Source organism: Mesomycoplasma sp. (assembly GCF_056854695.1).
Genome location: NZ_JBXGGF010000009.1, coordinates 88,575 through 105,641, shown reverse-complemented (window position 1 = coordinate 105,641; position 17,067 = coordinate 88,575). Strand labels below are relative to the sequence as shown.

14 protein-coding genes and 1 tRNA gene are annotated in these 17,067 nt (G+C 26.7%); 10 read left to right on the top strand and 5 right to left on the bottom strand.

Annotation, left to right across the window (positions count from 1 at the left end; translation table 4 throughout):
* Positions 1–44: 44 nt before the first annotated feature.
* From secG to rpsT, 9 genes are all read left to right on the top strand, one after another.
* Entirely contained in the window at positions 45–278 is a 234-nt protein-coding gene (gene secG / locus ACJHWB_RS02485; RefSeq protein ID WP_483132924.1) for a preprotein translocase subunit SecG, read from the top strand.
* Positions 279–284: 6 nt separating this feature from the next.
* Positions 285–2,417, top strand: a complete 2,133-nt coding sequence (rnr, locus tag ACJHWB_RS02480; RefSeq protein WP_483132923.1) for a ribonuclease R — start codon at positions 285–287, stop codon at positions 2,415–2,417.
* 142 nt (positions 2,418–2,559) lie between these two features.
* A complete protein-coding gene (gene leuS, locus ACJHWB_RS02475; RefSeq protein WP_483132922.1) occupies positions 2,560–4,938 on the top strand; it encodes a leucine--tRNA ligase in 2,379 nt (792 codons plus the stop codon).
* Between the two features lie 8 nt (positions 4,939–4,946).
* Complete coding sequence (locus ACJHWB_RS02470; RefSeq protein WP_483132921.1) at positions 4,947–6,926, top strand: DHH family phosphoesterase; 1,980 nt, start codon at positions 4,947–4,949, stop codon at positions 6,924–6,926.
* 1 nt (position 6,927) lies between these two features.
* Positions 6,928–7,365, top strand: coding sequence for a 50S ribosomal protein L9 (gene rplI / locus ACJHWB_RS02465; RefSeq protein WP_483132920.1), 438 nt, complete (start codon positions 6,928–6,930; stop codon positions 7,363–7,365).
* Positions 7,358–8,743: a replicative DNA helicase gene (gene dnaB, locus ACJHWB_RS02460; protein ID WP_483132919.1), complete on the top strand. Its 1,386-nt coding sequence runs from the start codon at positions 7,358–7,360 to the stop codon at positions 8,741–8,743. The genes rplI and dnaB overlap by 8 nt, the downstream gene beginning before the upstream one ends.
* 3 nt (positions 8,744–8,746) lie before the next feature.
* The gene (locus ACJHWB_RS02455) at positions 8,747–9,967 is read left to right on the top strand and encodes a CNNM domain-containing protein (protein WP_483132918.1); all 1,221 of its coding nucleotides are present in this window, start codon (positions 8,747–8,749) and stop codon (positions 9,965–9,967) included.
* Positions 9,957–10,640: a YgjP-like metallopeptidase domain-containing protein gene (locus ACJHWB_RS02450; protein WP_483132917.1), complete on the top strand. Its 684-nt coding sequence runs from the start codon at positions 9,957–9,959 to the stop codon at positions 10,638–10,640. Before ACJHWB_RS02455 ends, ACJHWB_RS02450 begins: the two co-directional genes overlap by 11 nt.
* Before the next feature lie 55 nt (positions 10,641–10,695).
* Positions 10,696–10,968, top strand: coding sequence for a 30S ribosomal protein S20 (gene rpsT, locus ACJHWB_RS02445; protein ID WP_483132916.1), 273 nt, complete (start codon positions 10,696–10,698; stop codon positions 10,966–10,968).
* Between the two features lie 103 nt (positions 10,969–11,071).
* Here the strand turns inward: rpsT and ACJHWB_RS02440 are convergent.
* Positions 11,072–11,162: transfer RNA gene (locus tag ACJHWB_RS02440), tRNA-Ser, on the bottom strand.
* Between the two features lie 47 nt (positions 11,163–11,209).
* Between ACJHWB_RS02440 and tsaD the strand changes: the two genes are divergently transcribed.
* Positions 11,210–12,169: a tRNA (adenosine(37)-N6)-threonylcarbamoyltransferase complex transferase subunit TsaD gene (tsaD, locus tag ACJHWB_RS02435; RefSeq protein WP_483132915.1), complete on the top strand. Its 960-nt coding sequence runs from the start codon at positions 11,210–11,212 to the stop codon at positions 12,167–12,169.
* On the opposite strand, the gene ACJHWB_RS02430 is transcribed toward tsaD, so the two are convergent.
* Genes ACJHWB_RS02430 through ACJHWB_RS02415 form a run of 4 tightly spaced genes read right to left on the bottom strand, consistent with a single transcriptional unit; the run spans position 12,166 to position 17,065 of the window.
* On the bottom strand, positions 12,166–14,976 hold the full coding sequence (locus tag ACJHWB_RS02430; protein WP_483132914.1) for a lysylphosphatidylglycerol synthase transmembrane domain-containing protein: 2,811 nt from the start codon (positions 14,974–14,976) through the stop codon (positions 12,166–12,168). The genes tsaD and ACJHWB_RS02430 overlap by 4 nt on opposite strands.
* A complete protein-coding gene (gene scpB / locus ACJHWB_RS02425) occupies positions 14,976–15,575 on the bottom strand; it encodes an SMC-Scp complex subunit ScpB (protein WP_483132913.1) in 600 nt (199 codons plus the stop codon). The genes ACJHWB_RS02430 and scpB overlap by 1 nt, the downstream gene beginning before the upstream one ends.
* Positions 15,565–16,311 (bottom strand): segregation/condensation protein A, encoded by a 747-nt coding sequence (locus ACJHWB_RS02420; protein WP_483132912.1) that lies wholly within the window; start codon positions 16,309–16,311, stop codon positions 15,565–15,567. The genes scpB and ACJHWB_RS02420 overlap by 11 nt, the downstream gene beginning before the upstream one ends.
* A 1-nt stretch (position 16,312) precedes the next feature.
* On the bottom strand, positions 16,313–17,065 hold the full coding sequence (locus tag ACJHWB_RS02415) for a lysophospholipid acyltransferase family protein (RefSeq protein ID WP_483132911.1): 753 nt from the start codon (positions 17,063–17,065) through the stop codon (positions 16,313–16,315).
* Positions 17,066–17,067 lie beyond the last annotated feature (2 nt).

The following is a 17,067-nucleotide window of genomic DNA, read 5'->3' as shown; positions in this document are numbered from 1 at the left end:
TTATTATCTTTATTTATGATATAATTTACAATTTAATTTCAATTATGATTACAACTGTTATTGTTATTTTGCTTGTTATAGTAGCAATATTTATGATATTAATATCATTTTTAATGTCACCACACTCAAATTCTTTTTCTGGAGCTCTTATAGGTTCTAGCGACCTTGACTTATTTCAAGTATCCAAAGAGCGTGGTTTTAAAAAATTTACAAAATGAGCTATGTTTATTTCTGGGTTTATTTTTATAATTTTAGCTCTTGTCATTAGGTTACTATAAAAAAGTATGATAATTTCACCTGATAAATTAAGTGTTTTTTTAAAAACACCACGAAGCTACATTGAAATAGTGCGTTTTTTTAATATTCCCAAACACTTGCACCATGATGTTACGCAACAAATTGTTAAGTTAATTAAGGATTTTGCAATTTTCAAACTTCAAGATGGCCGCTATCATTGGCCGAAATTAATTGAGACTAAAGTTGGTTTGTTTCGTTGTCGTAATGCTCATTATGGATTTGTAGAAGATAAAGAAAAAACTACTGAAAGCACTAGTATTTTTGTTGCAGCACGTTTTAGCGCAAATTCGCTTGATGGAGATGAAGTTCGTGTTAATGTTTATGAAGATATAATCCGTGAAGGCCAAAAATATGGTGTAATTACAAAAATTTTGCAACGAAACACCAAAGTATTAATTGGAAAAGTTGTGTTTAAAAATGAAAGTTTTAAATTGGAACCTTTCAACTTTCATCAACCTGTTAATTTTGTTTGACAATCCCTAGAGAATTTGATAGCAGACAAATTTGTTCAAGTTCAAATTATCGATTTTTTTAGAAACACCTTGAAAATTAGTTTACTTAAAGAAATTGGTGATGCAAATGAAGAGTTTGTGTATGTGAAAATTCCTATTTTTGAATCGAATGTACCAATAAAATTTAGCGAGCTTGCACGTGAAGAGGCCAAAAAAATTTCACAAAAAGTAGATAAAATTGATAGCAATAGAGTGGATTTACGTGATGAAATGGTTTTTACAATTGACGGAGATGACACTAAAGATTTTGATGATGCAATTTCTGTTTTTCGTCAAGGTAATAATTATGTTTTAAAAGTTCATATTGCAGATGTGAGTTACTATGTTAAAGAAAATAGTGCAATAGATATAGATGCTCAAGAGCGGGGAACTTCTATTTACTTACCACATACAGTAATTCCTATGCTACCAGAAGAACTTTCGAATGGTATTTGTTCATTAAACCCTAATGTTGATCGTTACACATTGACCATGGAAGCTTTAATTGATTCAAAAGGTAATAATTTAGACATTAAAATTTATTCTTCTGTAATTAATTCAAAATTTCGTTTAACTTACAATCAAGTTAATAAATATTTTGAAGATAAGAATATTTCTTGAGACAACCCTGGTGTAAGTAATGAAAAACAAAAAAATGAGGCAGCTCAAATGTTAGACATTGCTTTGGAATTACATAGAATTTTACAGAAATTTAAATTAAATCAAGGCTATGTTGATTTGGAAGTGCCTGAACAAAAAGTTGTTTTGGATGCTAGAGGATATACTGAAAATATTCAAATTAAGCATAGGGGCTTAGGTGAGACACTGATTGAAAGTTTTATGGTTCGAGCAAACGAAAATGTTGCTCAAGTTCTTTTTGAAAAAAAAGTGCCATTATTATATAGAATTCATCACAAACCAGATCAGGCGGGAATAGATGTGTTTAACAATATTGCTAGACAAATTGGAGCAAAACATCAAATTAAAGAAAATGTTAACTCAGTTGAATTTGCTAAAGCAGTTGAAATTATCAAAAACATTGATGATAGTAATTTTATAAAATATAGTATTTTACGTTGCTTACAAAAAGCTATATATTCTACCTATAATGATGGACATTTTGGATTGGCATCGAAATTTTACACTCATTTTACCAGCCCAATTAGAAGGTATCCAGATTTATTAGTTCATAGAATTATTAGATATGCTTTATTGGATAATCATACAGATTTTGAAGCTTTTGAAGATATTATGGAATCACAAGCTAGTCAAACTACTAATTTAGAAAGACGAGCTGTAACTCTTGAAAGAAAAGTTGTTTCTATTAAAAAAGCTGAGTATATGCAACATCAGATAGGTCAAAGTTTTCAAGCACAAATAACATCGGTAGTAAATTATGGAGTTTTTGTTGAAATAGATGAAAAATTTGATGCTTTAATTTTCGCCCGACAGCTTCCAGGTGCTGAAGAAAATCCTTATATATTAGCTCCTGAAGATTTTGAATTATCAAATGGAGAGTATACATTTAAAGTTGGAACTAAAATTCCTATCATTTTATCTGAAGTAGATATTTGAAATGGGAAAATAACAGCAATTGTAGATTTAAAAAAACTTAATAACCAAAGATAAATAAATTTTTAGTTAAAATTTATAAATAGTTTCTTTTTATAGTGTTTTAGTAATTTTTATTTATTTAAAATAGTAATTTTAAAACTTGAAAGGTATTGAAAATAATTATTACAAATTGTTTTTTAATATAATTATTAGAGTTATGTTTGATCATAGGTTAATTGAAAAAAAATGACAAAACTTTTGGCTTGAGCAAAAAGTTTTTAAAACACAAAACAAAAACAATAAGAAATTTTATGTTTTAGATATGTTTCCATATCCATCTGCTGCAGGATTGCATTTAGGACATCCACTAGGTTATACAGCAACAGATATTGTGGCTAGGTTTAAAAGATTGCAAGGTTTTGACGTTTTGCATCCAATGGGATGAGATGCTTTTGGTCTTCCAGCAGAGCAATACGCACTTAACACTGGTAATCACCCTGCAGAGTTTAGCAAAAAAAATATAGCAAATTTTAAAAAACAAATTCAATCTTTAGGTTTTTCTTATGACTGAGATAAGGAAATTGACACAACAGATCCTTTATTTTATGAAAAAACTCAGTGAATTTTTCGTTTACTTTATAAAAAAGGTTTAGCTGAATTACGTGATACAGAAGTAAATTGATGTGAACAGTTAGGTACCGTTCTTGCAAATGAAGAGTTAGTTTTAGATAATGAGGGAAATTTGATTAGTGAACGTGGTGGTTTTCCTGTTGTTGCAAAACAAATGAAACAATGAGTGTTAAAAATCACAGAATATGCTGACAAATTATTAGAAGGTTTAGAAGGTCTTGAGTTTCCAGATTCTCTAAAACAATTACAAACAAAATGAATCGGAAAATCTACAGGTTGGGCAGTTAAGTTTTTTTTGAAAAACGGAGTAGATTTTGTTGAAGTTTTTACAACAAGGTTAGAAACTATTTTTGGAGTTAGCTTCATAGGTTTGTCTATGAACCACCCAATTAGCAAAAAGTTAATGGAATCTAATCCAGAAATTGCTCAATTCATTCAACAAAATAGTAATATTAGTAATAAAATTTCAACTCAGATTAAGGGTATTTTTACTAATTTATTTTTAATTCACCCTTTAAGTGGTCAACAAATTCCAACTTATATTACTAATTATGTTTTAGGAAACTATGGAAGTGGTGCAGTTATGGGTGTACCAGCACATGATGAGCGTGATGCTAAATTTGGGCAATTATTTGACTTGCCTACTATTCAAGTAATTGAAGATGGTGTATTGATTAATTCATCTCAATTTAATAACCAAGATATTAAAAAAGCAAGATTAAATTTATTCAATTTTTTAAATAAACAAAAATTAGCTAGAACAATAACCGCTTATAAGATTAAAGATTGAGTATTTTCACGTCAAAGGTATTGGGGAGAACCGTTTCCAATTTATTTTGATGAACAAGATAAAATTTACTTAGAAGAAAAATTGGTTGAATTACCTAAGTTGGAACAAATTCAACCATCTGGTACCGGAGAGTCACCACTTGCAAATGCCAAAGAGTGAGTGTTTTTTGAACATGAAGGTAAAAAATATCGTCGAGAAACCAACACTATGCCACAATGAGCCGGAAGTTCATGATATTTTTTAGCTTATATTTTAAAAAATGATGATGGTACTTATTTAGATTTTACAGATCCCGAAGCGATGGAAAGATTTCAAAAGTGATTACCTGTTGATTTATATATAGGTGGGCAGGAACATGCTGTTGGTCACTTAATTTATTCTCGTTTTTGACATAAAGTTCTTTTTGATGCACAATTAGTTTCAACTAGTGAGCCATTTTTTAAAGTGGTAAATCAAGGGATGCTTTTAGGCACAGATGGCCAAAAAATGTCTAAATCTAAAGGTAATATCATTAATCCAGATGATGTTGTTGAAGAATTCGGAGCAGACTCCTTAAGACTATATTTGATGTTTATCGGTCCGTTAACTGAAGTTAAAGTGTGAGATTGAAATGGAATTAAAGGTATGTATAGTTGAGTTAAAAGAGTTTATCGAACTATTTTAGGCACTTACAAATTTGATTCAAATCTTACAAATGATCCAAAATTTGAAAAACAATATCATAATTTTATTGCTGATGTTACAACATTAGTTAGTGAGCTTAAATTTAATGTTGCAATATCAAAAATGATGACTTACATTAATTTTTTAAATAAAACTAAAGAATTACCTAGTCAAAAATATTTGATTGATTTTGTAATTATTTTTGGAATTTTTGCCCCTCACATGGCTGAAGAATTGTTAGAAAAATTAGGACAACAAGATTTATCTCAACAACAGTGGCCAAGCTTTGATACATCTTTGTTGGAATCTAATGAGTTTAACTTACCTATTGCAATTAATGGTAAAACTAAGTTGATTTTATCTTTTTCTACAGATATTTCTAGCGAAGAAATTATTGAAGAATGTAAAAATAATCCGAAAGTTCAAGCATTTTTAAGCAAACTGGAATCACATCAATTAATTTATGTTCCTAAAAAGATGGTAAATTTTGTAGGCAAGGTTAAAACAGAGTAAAAGTTAATATGAAAAAAATTTTAATTAATTTTCTAACACCTATTGTTTTTTTTATTTTAATTTTAGTTGTTTTATTTGTCAAAATTTTTCAACCTGATTTACAGCAACCCCCATTTATTGCACTAAGTGCAATCTTTTTTGTTTTATTTATTATAAGTTTTTGTTATAGTGTTTATAGAATTTATAGGTATATAATAGACAATAACGTTTTTTACTATGAACAATATGCCTCTATTAATAATTCTAATAATATTGGTATTGTAATTTTATCATCTACTTATGACGTCTTATCAACATCTGAGTACGCAAACAATGTTTTTGGCGAAAACATTGTAGGGCGTGATATTTTTTCTTTGTTTCCGCAATATAAAACATTGGAATCATTCCCTAATGAGTTTAAAATTCAAAAAGAAAATAATTATTTTTTAGTAAATTTTAATAGAAGTGAAAATTGATTTTCAATTAGAGATATTACCTTACTAGAATCTGTTGTAAAAAATAATGAAAAAAAAGCTTTAGTTATTGGAGAAATTGAAATAGATAATTTAAATTCATCTAATTTTCAACTAGATGATCAAAATATTTCAAAATTAAAAATTTTTACTACTCAATTTTTGGATGAAATTTCAAAACAATATCACTTTTTATATCGTGAATTAGATTCTGGTAAATTTTTGATTACTATGTACTATGAAACATTTGAACAGTGACAAAAAGAGCATTTTTCTGTTTTTAGGAATGAAAGATTAAAACTAAAAAACAATCAAAATCTTTGACTTTCTATAGGTTTTGGTTTTGGTAGTTCGAATTTAGATGAAATTCAAAGATTAGCTAATGAAGCTTTAGCTTTTTCTAAAATTCGTGGTGGAAATCAAATTTCGATCTATGAATTTGGTAAAAAACCTTTTTCTTATGGTTCTTATGGATATGGTTCTGGTGAAAGTTCGTTGGTACCACTAAAAAATGTTACAAGATTATTGATGAACCAACTAAAAGAGACAGATAATATAGTTCTTTTTGGTCATGTGAACTCAGATCTTGATTCTTTTGGTGCTGCATATGGATTAGGATATTTTTTAAAACAATATGCTAAAAAAATTTTAAAAAAAAATATTAATTTTTATATTCAAAATAAAACATTCGATAGCACTACCAAACGTTTTTTGAACATTAATAAATCTTTTTGAGAAAAAATTTTTATTTCAGCAGATCAATCTAGTGCAATATTGAATGATAAGTTAAAACGTAATTCGACTCTTTCGATTTTAGTTGATACTTCTGATTTTTCTAGAATTGAAAATTCATTTTTACTAGATATATCTAAAACTCAAAATTTATTTATTTTTGATCATCATGGAATTACATTAAACAATAAGAATCAACTTAATCCATCTAATGTCTATATTGATACAAACGCTTCTTCTACTTGCGAAATTATTACAAATTTAATACTATTAAATATGAATTCACGAATTCAAATTGATCCAGAGGTAGCTCAAATTTTGTTAAATGGTATCTATGTAGATTCAGCACAATTTAAAAAACAAACTACATCTGCAACATTTAATTCAATTTCAGCTCTAGTTCGTTGAGGCGCAAGGCCATTACAAACTGCTGAATTTTTAAAAATCAATGAAGAAGAATCGGATGTTATTAAAGAAATTTTAGCTACAGCCAAACCTATTAAAACGGGATATTTTTTAGCAGCGATTGATAAAGAAGTTAGTTTGGATTTGATTTCAATTGCTTGTGAACAAATTTTAGCAATCAAAGGAAGGGAAGCAGCTTTTGTAGTTGCCAAGGTTCCTGAGAAAGAAAATTATAAAATGTCTGCACGTAGTTTAGAAAATATTAATGTACAATTTATAAGTGAGCAAGTTGGTGGCGGTGGTAATCCTACGTCAGCGGCTGCTTTTTCAACAAAAGAAACTTTTGATGAATTTGTTGAAAATATTAAACTTGCAATTTTAAGAGTCAATAAGGAGTAATATGAAAGTAATTTTAGTTAAAGATTCAAAAGATGGAAAAGCATTCACTGTCAAAGATTTTCCAGGTGGTTATGCAAGTAATTTTTTATTTAAAAATGGAATTGCCATTCCTTTTACAAAAGAAAACGAAGTTTTTTTAAAAGAAAAATTAACTAACCTAAAAATTGAAAATGATATTAGAGATAAAAAAAATTTAGAAATTAAGCAACAAATTGAAAAAACAGTTCTTTGATTTAAACTTAAAGGGACAAGTGATGGTGTTCATGGTGCGATTTCTAGTAAAAAAATTCACAAGGCACTTGAAGAACAAGGTGTAGTTGTTGATAAACATGCTGTAGAACATATTAGTTTACACACTTTTGGTACATCAATTGTAACTGTCAAAATCGCACACAATGTTAGCGCAAAATTAAAGGTAAATATCACCAAAGATGAGTAGTAATATAGATGAACGATTTAGCGCTCCAGAACTAGAAAGGAGTGTTATTGTATTTCTTTTAAAAAACGGTGATGATCAACGTTTTGCAAAATTACTCAGAGAGGCTGATTTTACCGATAATAAACTTCGCACTGTTTTTAAAGTTATTGACTATTTTTGGGATAATTCAATGACTTATGATGTAAACTTAGTAGCAAATAAACTTAAAGAAAATAATGAGTATGATATGATAGGTGGGGCTCATTTTTTTGCAGATCTTATTAATTATGTTCCAAAAACCCCACATAGCATTGATTATTACATTAAGAAATTAAGTGAAAAAACTTTAATGCGTGAAACAAAAGAATTACTAAATCAATCTTTAAAAGAGTTGAGTAATTCTAATGTAGATGTTTTAGAAGTAATTACTAATTTACAATCTCAAATTAATGAAATTTGATACAAACCCAATACAGATGAGTTTGCGAATATAGACGTAATTTCTAAGGAAATTGTTGAGTACTTAGAAACCAACCGTGATAAAGATTCTTATGTAGGATTATCTAGTGGTTATGCAAATTTAGATTCCGTAACTTCTGGGTTTCAACCAGGTGAACTTTTTATATTAGCGGCTCGTCCTTCAGTAGGCAAAACCGCTTTTGCGTTAAATTTAGCGCGTAATATTTGTGCAAATGGTGATTCTGTTTTGTTTTTTTCACTTGAAATGTCTAATAAGGATTTGGTTACCAGAATTTTATCTCTTGAAACTTCTATTAATGCAACATTTTTTAAAACTCCTAAATATTTATCAAATCATCAAATGGATTTGATTCGTAGAATAGTTGAAAATCAAGTTAGTCACTACGATTTAGTTATTAATGATTCTGGTTCTATAAATATTGATGAAATTTATTGACAAGTAGTTAAAAATTATAAAAATAATGGTAAAAAATATAAATTAATTATTTTCGACTATCTACAATTAATTAACTCTAGCCAAAAAAATAGAGGGGATAGTCGTCAAGTCGAAGTTTCTATCATTTCAAGGAAATTAAAACAACTTGCACGTGAAGTGGAAACACCAATTATAGCTTTGTCTCAACTATCCAGAAGTGTGGAAAAACGTGAAGATAAAATGCCTGTTTTATCTGATTTACGTGAATCTGGTGCAATTGAACAAGATGCCGATATTGTTGGTTTTCTATATCGTGATGACTACTATAGCAAAAAAGAAAATGGCAATGATAGTAGTCAGTCAATTACACAACTAAAAATAGCCAAAAATCGAAATGGACCGACAGGAGTAATTGAATTTGCATTTATTCCCGAAAATGGCTTGTTTGTAGAACAACAAAATAGTTCTTTTGATTCTGATTATTCCGATAATTTTGAGGATTAATATATGGCTTTTTATATTTCACTAGGCTTTGTTTTATTTATACTTTTTTTTCTTTCGGGTGTTTTTTCAGCTTCTGAGTCAGTATTGTCTAGTTTTTCAAAAGCTAAAATTGAAAGTAGTGCTTTGTCTAAAAGAGTAAAAAAAATAATATTTAAATTTTATGATAAATATGAACACACATTAACTGTTATTTTAGTTGCCAATAACATTATTAATATTTTGATTTCTGTTATTATTTCAACACTTTTTGCAGTTTTGTCTCTTAATGAATCACTAAAAATTATTGTTTCACTAGCGGCCACTACACCACCAATTATTATTTTTGGTGAAATTTATCCAAAAATTTTTGGTCGGAAAAAACCTATTTTATTTTTAAAATTATTTTGATTTTGAATTGCTACAGCATATTATTTGTTTTATCCAATTGCTGGTTTTATTACTCACTTTATAAAAAAAAATCATATAACTAATACAGAAAATGAATTAAAAAAAATTATTTCACAAGGTGAACGTGAAGGTGTTTTGGAAAAAGATGAATCAGATTTAGCTATTCGTGCCTTAGAATTCGACTCAATTAAAACTGATAAATATTATACAAAAATTAAAGATCTTGTTTATGTTGATTATGAAGATAGTTTTGATCATATTATAGATGTTTTTGTAAAGAGTATGTTTTCTAGAATACCAGTTTGGCATAAAGATAAATTTGTTGGAATATTGCTAGCAAAAGATATTTTACATTTATCAGAATTTCAAATTGATGATCATATTGTTAAAATACCTTTTTTATCTGCGAATAGTTTGATTAAGCAAAATTACGATATTCTTAAAAAAGAAAAAACTCAAATGGGTTTTGTTGTGGATGATAATAAAAGCAACAAAGTTATTGGTGTTTTGACTTTTGAAGACATTTTAGAATCTATTTTTGGACCAATTTATGATGAATACGATTATCGTGATAATTTAGAAGTTTATCAAATTTCTGAAAATGAAATTATCACTTTTGGATCAACTAGTATTTCAACGATCAATAAAGTTTTAAATATTAATTTACCTACAAATTACAAAGATTTGTATGAGTTTTTAATTACAAGAATCGGGAAGAAAAAAATAGTGAAAGGAAAAAATATAACTATTGAGCAAGATGGAGAAAAATTGAATTTTGTTATTAAAAATAAAAATAGCAATGTAATTGAAGTTAAAATTAGCAAAAATGTTAAATAGTAAAAATATTGATTTAAATATAAATGGTAAAATTATTTCAATTTTAGTGGTTTATAAAACCTATGTAAAACCTAGAATGATTTTAAAAATAAAAGATGAACAAGTTACAGTGTTTTGTTCTCCAATTTTTACAGATGAAAACATCACTAATTTTGTAACAAATTCTTCATTTGCTAAAAATAATTTTCAAATTTTTGAAAAGCAAAAATGATTAAATATTGAAAGCAATTATTTTTGATTTTTAGGTCAAAAATATTTGTACTCACTTATAAAAGTAAAAAAAGAATGGTTTCTTGTAAGTAACAATTTAGTTTTATTTATTGGTAGTATGAGAAATAAATATGATTCAATTCAAAAAGCTATAATAACTTATTTTAAAAAATATATAGAAGAAAGAACATTTTTTTGAACAGAAAAAATGAAAATCCCTAATTATAAAGTCACAATTAGGCCTAAATCATCTGCTTGAGCTACAAATTATAAAAAAGAAAAAATACATTATTCTAGTTATTTAATTCCTTTTGGAAAAGATATAGTTGACTATGTAATTATTCACGAGTTATCACATCATTACTATTGGGGTCATAATAGATTGTTTTGAAGTATTGTTAAACAATTTTGTCCTAATTATAAAGAGATACAAAATAAACTTAATAATTATGAATATTTCTAAAAATATGTTACAATTTATATTACTTTTTTTTAAAAATTTCACAAGGAAATAATAAATGGCAAATATAAAATCTAAAATCAAGTCTATTACAAAAAGCGAAAATGCAAAAGCCAGAAATAATGCAATTAAATCACGTGTAAAAACAGCAATAAAAAAAGCTAAAATTGCTGTTATTAATAAGGATGATTCTCAAGCCTTATTGGTTGCGCGTGCTCACAAAGAAATTGCCAAAGCTGCATCAAAAGGTGTTTTCCACCGTAATAAATCTGCAAGAAAATCATCCAAACTTGATTTGTTTGTTAATAAACATAATGAATTACAAGCTTAATAATTTTTAGATAAAAAAGGGAAAAAGTAAAACACTTTTTCCCTTTTTATTTTTGTTTCATTTTTTTATACTTTTTTTAAATACAAAAAAAGGCATAAAAAAATGGCGGATCAGACAGGATTTGAACCTGCGCGGGCGGTAAAGCCCCTAACGCGTTAGCAGTGCGTCCTCTTCAGCCTCTTGAGTACTGATCCACTTAACTGAATATTATACCATATAAAATAGAAATTAAGGAATTAAAATGAAAATTTTGGGAATTGAATCTTCACATGATGATGCCTCTGTTGCATTGTTAGATAATAATTCAATTGTTTTAATGACATCGTATAGTCAAATTGATATTCATGCTAAATTTGGTGGCACAATTCCTGAAGTAGCTTCTAGAGAACATATAAAAAATTTTGCTTTTATTTTAGAAGATTTAAAATTAAAAGGGGTTGATTTTAAATCTTTAGATGCAATCGCATATACAAAAGAACCGGGTTTGTTAGGTTCTTTGCAAGTGGGATTTTTGTTTGCTAGTGCAATTGCGATGTTTTATAACAAACCCTTAATTCCAATAAATCATCTTTACGGTCATTTTTGATCAGCATCTATTGAACAAGAATTTAAATTTCCAGTTTTAGGTTTGCTTTTATCTGGAGGACATAGCCAGTTTATATTAGCAAACAACCCGCATGAATTAAAAATTATTGGAACAACGCATGATGATGCTTTAGGCGAAATTTATGATAAGATTGCTCGTAAATTGGGTTTGGGTTTTCCTGGTGGACCTAAAATTGATAAACTAAATAATGAGTTTGAAATTAGCTCAGCTTCTCTAATTAATTTCACTATTCCTACTCAAAACCCAGAGTTCCTATTGAATTTTTCTTTTAGTGGTTTGAAAACACAAGTAATAAATTATATTCATAAATATAAAGACAAATTAGATGATGAAATGCAAAAAAATATTGCTATTTCATTTCAAAAAACAATTATTAAATATTTAAAAAATAAAATCGATTTAGCTATGAAAATGTATCCAGAAATTAAAACACTCACATTAATAGGTGGTGTAGCAGCAAATTCAGAAATTAGAAAGTTAGTAAAATCTTATAGTCACTTAAATACAGTTGTTCCAAAGATGCAGTATTGCACAGATAATGGTGCTATGATAGCGAAAGCTGCTCAAATAGAATTGAGTAAGTCTAGAAATTAATGAAATATAATAAATAATAATAAACTAACAAATATAAGAATTAGTAAAGGTGAGGCAATTCAATAAAATCTTGAATAAAATCGATTATATTGAGTTTTGAGTTGTGGGTTCATTTCAATAGCTTTTTTAATTTCTTGATATTTATCGTTCCTTTTTTCACCAATTCAAACCATAATAATAACTATTGATGAAATAAAGTAAGGTATAAATCAAGAAAAAAGTCGATTACCAAAATTAAAAATATTAAGATTTAATAAGTCATTAGGTTTAAAAAAGTTTTGAAAGACAATTTTAGTTGTAATATCTACAAAGCCTACACCACCTGGGGAGGGACTCAAGTTGTTAGACATTGCTAGAATGGTATTTCCAGAAATAAATTTAAAATAATCTGTTACACTTAATGACTCAACGTTGTAACCACCATTTTTGAGTGTGACAAACATTGTTAAAAAGGAAAAATTTATAATAAAAGGAAGGAATTTATACAACAATAATATTTCTAATAATATTTTTTTATTTGCAAAAATTTCTAAAAAATGAATTTTAAAATTATCTATAAAAAATTGATATTTAAATTCATTTTTTTTCAAATCTTCAATTTGATGCAAAAATCTTAAATTTAATATTTTGACAAATATTGCAATAAGCCAATATTGAAGTTTTTTTCAAATAGAAATGATGAGTATGATTGCTAAAACAACTATATTTAAAAAAATATTTATAATTAATCAAATAAAAAATAAAATTTTTTCAATTGAGTCAAAAGAAAATAATTCTTTAAAATAGTAAAAACCAATAGGAATAAAAATTAAAGATATAATTAATTGAAACAATTGATGAACTAAAGCGTTATAAGTCAATGTGGCACTAATATTTTTTAAAGGATATCCCTTTTTGTTAAAATATCAGTAGTAAGAAATTTCTCCTCCAAAAGAAAAGGGAGTAGAAAATTGCATAAAAATAGCTATTACACTTCCAATGAAAGTGTGTTTAAGTTTTATTTTTACATTTTGGGTACTTAAAATTCTTTTTATTTGTAACCCCGAGACCAAGTTTAAAATTCAAAACATTGCAAATTGTGTTATTACAATTCATCTTCCAATATTTTTAAATAAAAAATATTGATAAAATTTAGTGAAAATTTCTGTAGGAGAACCACTACTAAAGCTAGTGTTATAAAATTTATAAAGTAAAACAAATATTATAGATATTATTGCAGCAATGAAAAAACCAAATTTTAAAATATTTTTATATTTATTATTTGGTTGCACAATGTTTAGATTGTCTTTTTTTGCAATTTTTATTTTATTTTGAATTTCATACTCTAAAAAAGCACTATCTTTATATGTGTTATAGCTAGAATGCAAAAATGTATAAATTTCAACTGACTCATGAATTTTAGAATAAATTAATTTTAAAACACCATCATTAGGCAAAGTCATTTTAATTGAAATTATATTATTATTAAAGTTTTGTTCAGAAATTTCGTAATTTAAGATATTTATTTTTGTTGAGGGTTCATAAATTAATTGGTCTATAAAATTAGTGAAAGTCTTGTTATCTGCAAAAAATTCAATTTTGTTTTTAAAAATAAAATTCGGACTTTGTTTTATAGAATTTATTACTTCCATGATATCATAACCATTTTTTTTATAAAATTCTAAAATTTTCAAATATCACAAAGCTATGAAACTAGAGTCCTCACCTAAAAATAAGTATTGATTTTTAGGAGATCAAAAAATCTTATTATCTTTTAAAATAAAAATTTCATTTTTATTTTGTTTTATTTCAAAAAAATATTTTTCAAGTTCGCTATTTGAATGGTTATAGATTTTAATATTATCAAAAGATGTTTTTATTTTTTCAATTATGAAATTAGGTGTGTCTTGACTAATTAAAAAAAACGCATCTGATAAGTGGTTTTTTAAAATGTAATCAATAACTAAAAGTTGAAAGTCTTCTTTCGAAATTACTTTATAAAAAAATTTTTGCAAAAAAGCAACTTGAACTTCATCTTCTTTTAATCAAAAAGCAAAATCAGGTTTATTTTGTAAACTACTAAATATTTTTTGTCAAATTGATACGTTTGATTTAAAATTTTTTAAAATTTTTGTTTTTATAGGAATAATATTATTAGATTTAATAAAATTGTTTTTTAAAAATAACTCTAATCTATCATTGTTGCTTTCAAAAAATTCATACTTATTTTCAAGTTTATCTAAAGAAAGATTGTCTATTTGATAATTTAAATCTGTAAAATAATCATCAACTTTTTTTGTTAATTCTGATCGATTATCATAATTAATTTCATTGACTGTGAATTCATTAAGAAAATTTTGCTCTTCTAAACTTAGCAAGTCTAATTTTTTCTTTAAAAAAAGCATTTCAACAGTTTTTAAGTTTTTTTTGTTAAAAATACCTTGAATTCCGACAAAAAAATCAAAATCATTATTTATAAAAAATTCTTTTGCAATAGTAATTTTGTTATTTCCTGAGTCTCCGAAAAATGTTGCTTCAATTTTAAATTCTTGAAAAATTCTAGAAAAAATTCCTGCAAAAGCAAGTGAAAAATTATTTTCATTATAATAAATTAAAACTTTATTAAATCCTTTTCGTTTTAATAAATTTGCTAGGGCAATAGCTTTAGAAAAAATAAAATTTTCATTTATAAAATTATTCCCATCACCAATTTTTGCAACAATTTTAGAATTAAAAAAATTTGGTAAATAATCAAAATTTAACGCTAAAAAAGTTTTTTTATTGGTATTTTTGATTGCATAGTTATTAAAAACAGATATAGATGACATTACTCATCCATTTCGCGTTGTGAACCAAATAAGTCAAATGTAGGCTCTTCATTTTCTTCGTTTTCATTTTCTTCTTCACTTTTGTGAAATTCAAATTCCTTAAATTTAGGTAAGTCTTTAATAGATCTTAACTTAAAATAATCAAAAAACCTAGATGTAACACCATACAAAGTTGGGTTTCCGGGTGTTGATGCAACTCCAACTTCTTCAATAATTCCCTTTGCAAGCAATGAACCCACTATGTAGTCAGAAATAACTCCTCCACGAATTTGATTGATCATTGAACGAGTTACAGGTTGTTTGTATGCGACAATAGCTGCAACTTCTATTGCTGAGTTTGTTAATTTATATTTACGTTCATTGGAAACAAAATCTATTAAAAATTCTTTCATGTCTTTACTTGTAACAAATTTAAATACATCATCAAATTCAACTACAGTAAAGCCATGGTGTTCTTTGTTGAAACGAACCATAAAATCCTTTAACATTTTTCTTGCTTCATTGATTTTATCTAATTTTAATGTGTTTTGCAATTGTGCAGATGATAGACCTTTTTCTCCTTGTACATACATTATCGCTTCAATTATTCTATATTTCATCTTGACTACCTTTATAAATTTTAATATCTCCAAATTGTTTTTGTTGCTCTAAGTATAAAAATTGTTTTTTTGCCATTTCTAAAACGGCAATTAGAGTTATTGAAAAATGTTTTAAAGAAGGCAAAGCAAACACGCTATCAAAATCTAATTCTTTATACTTTTCTAGTAAAGCTAAAACGTATTTGTTTTGTTCATCAGGGCTAACAAAAACCTCATCCGTTTTAATTGTTATTTTTTGTTGAGCTCTAGTCCTATCAAACATTAATTTTATCACTTCGCTTAATTTTACAAGTGAAGAACGACCATCAAGTTGGTCTTTAACTAGAGGTCTTTTAAACTCATCATAACTACTTACACTTTTTTCATAATAATTATTACGATGTTCTAGTTGTTCTTTTAACATTAATGCGATGTTTTTGATTTGTTGAAATTCTGATAAGAGAGCCAAAATTTGTTGTTTATCTTCTTCTAGTTCAGGGTCTGGCTCTTGTTTATCAATTTGTAAAAGCATTTTGGCCTTAATATGAATTAAAGTTGCTGCCATAACTAAATATTCACTTGCAATTTGAATATTTTTATTTTTTACATTTTCTATAATTGCAACATATTGATTGGCCAAATCCACTAAGTCAACATCCATTATATCGACATTTTTGCTTTTAACTAATTCTAGTAAAAGTTCTAATGGTCCGCTAAAATTTTGGAAATGAAATTCAATATCTTTGTCTAAAATCATTTTATTTTCCTTTTTGATCATTGTATGATTCTGAAATAACTGAATAACTTTGTTTTGCAAGTGATTCGATAGTTTGTGAACTTACATGTATTGGTTTGATAGGTTTGTGGAATATGACTTCAACAGTTATTCTTTTATTTCTAGATAAATTAAGAATTCCTTTAGAATTTTTAATAGTAGTTGGAATAACACTAAGAGCATTTTCTTTCGCAACTTTAAAAGCTCCTGCCTTGAATTCTCCTATATAATCCCCATCAACTCTAGTTCCTTCTGGAAAAATAACACCATTTGTGCGATTAGCTTTTACAAATTTTCCAAATTCTACCAAAGTTTTAAAAGCGGATTTAGGTTTATTTCGTTCAATAAAAAAAGTATCAATAAGCTCTAAAATTCTTTTTACAATAATTTTGTCTTTAAGTTCGGCCTTGGCTAAAAAAGTTAAAATAGGATTGATTGCATCTTGTCCTTGTTCTTCAGCTTCAGTAGCAACCATTAAAACAAAAGGATCTATCATTGATTTATGGTTTGCAACAATTAGACTTGAATTTTTAATTAAATTCTCTTTGCCCTTGACTTTTACATCAATCATAAAAATTTTTAATATTTTTTTGGCATATTTCAAAGTCAAATCAAATCTATACTGCGCATTTAATTCTAATTTACCCTTGCGATATTTCCTAGATAGTGAAAAAATTTTTTTAATTCTTCATAATCATATAAGTGAAAATAAAAATAATTTAAATTGAATAATCATAC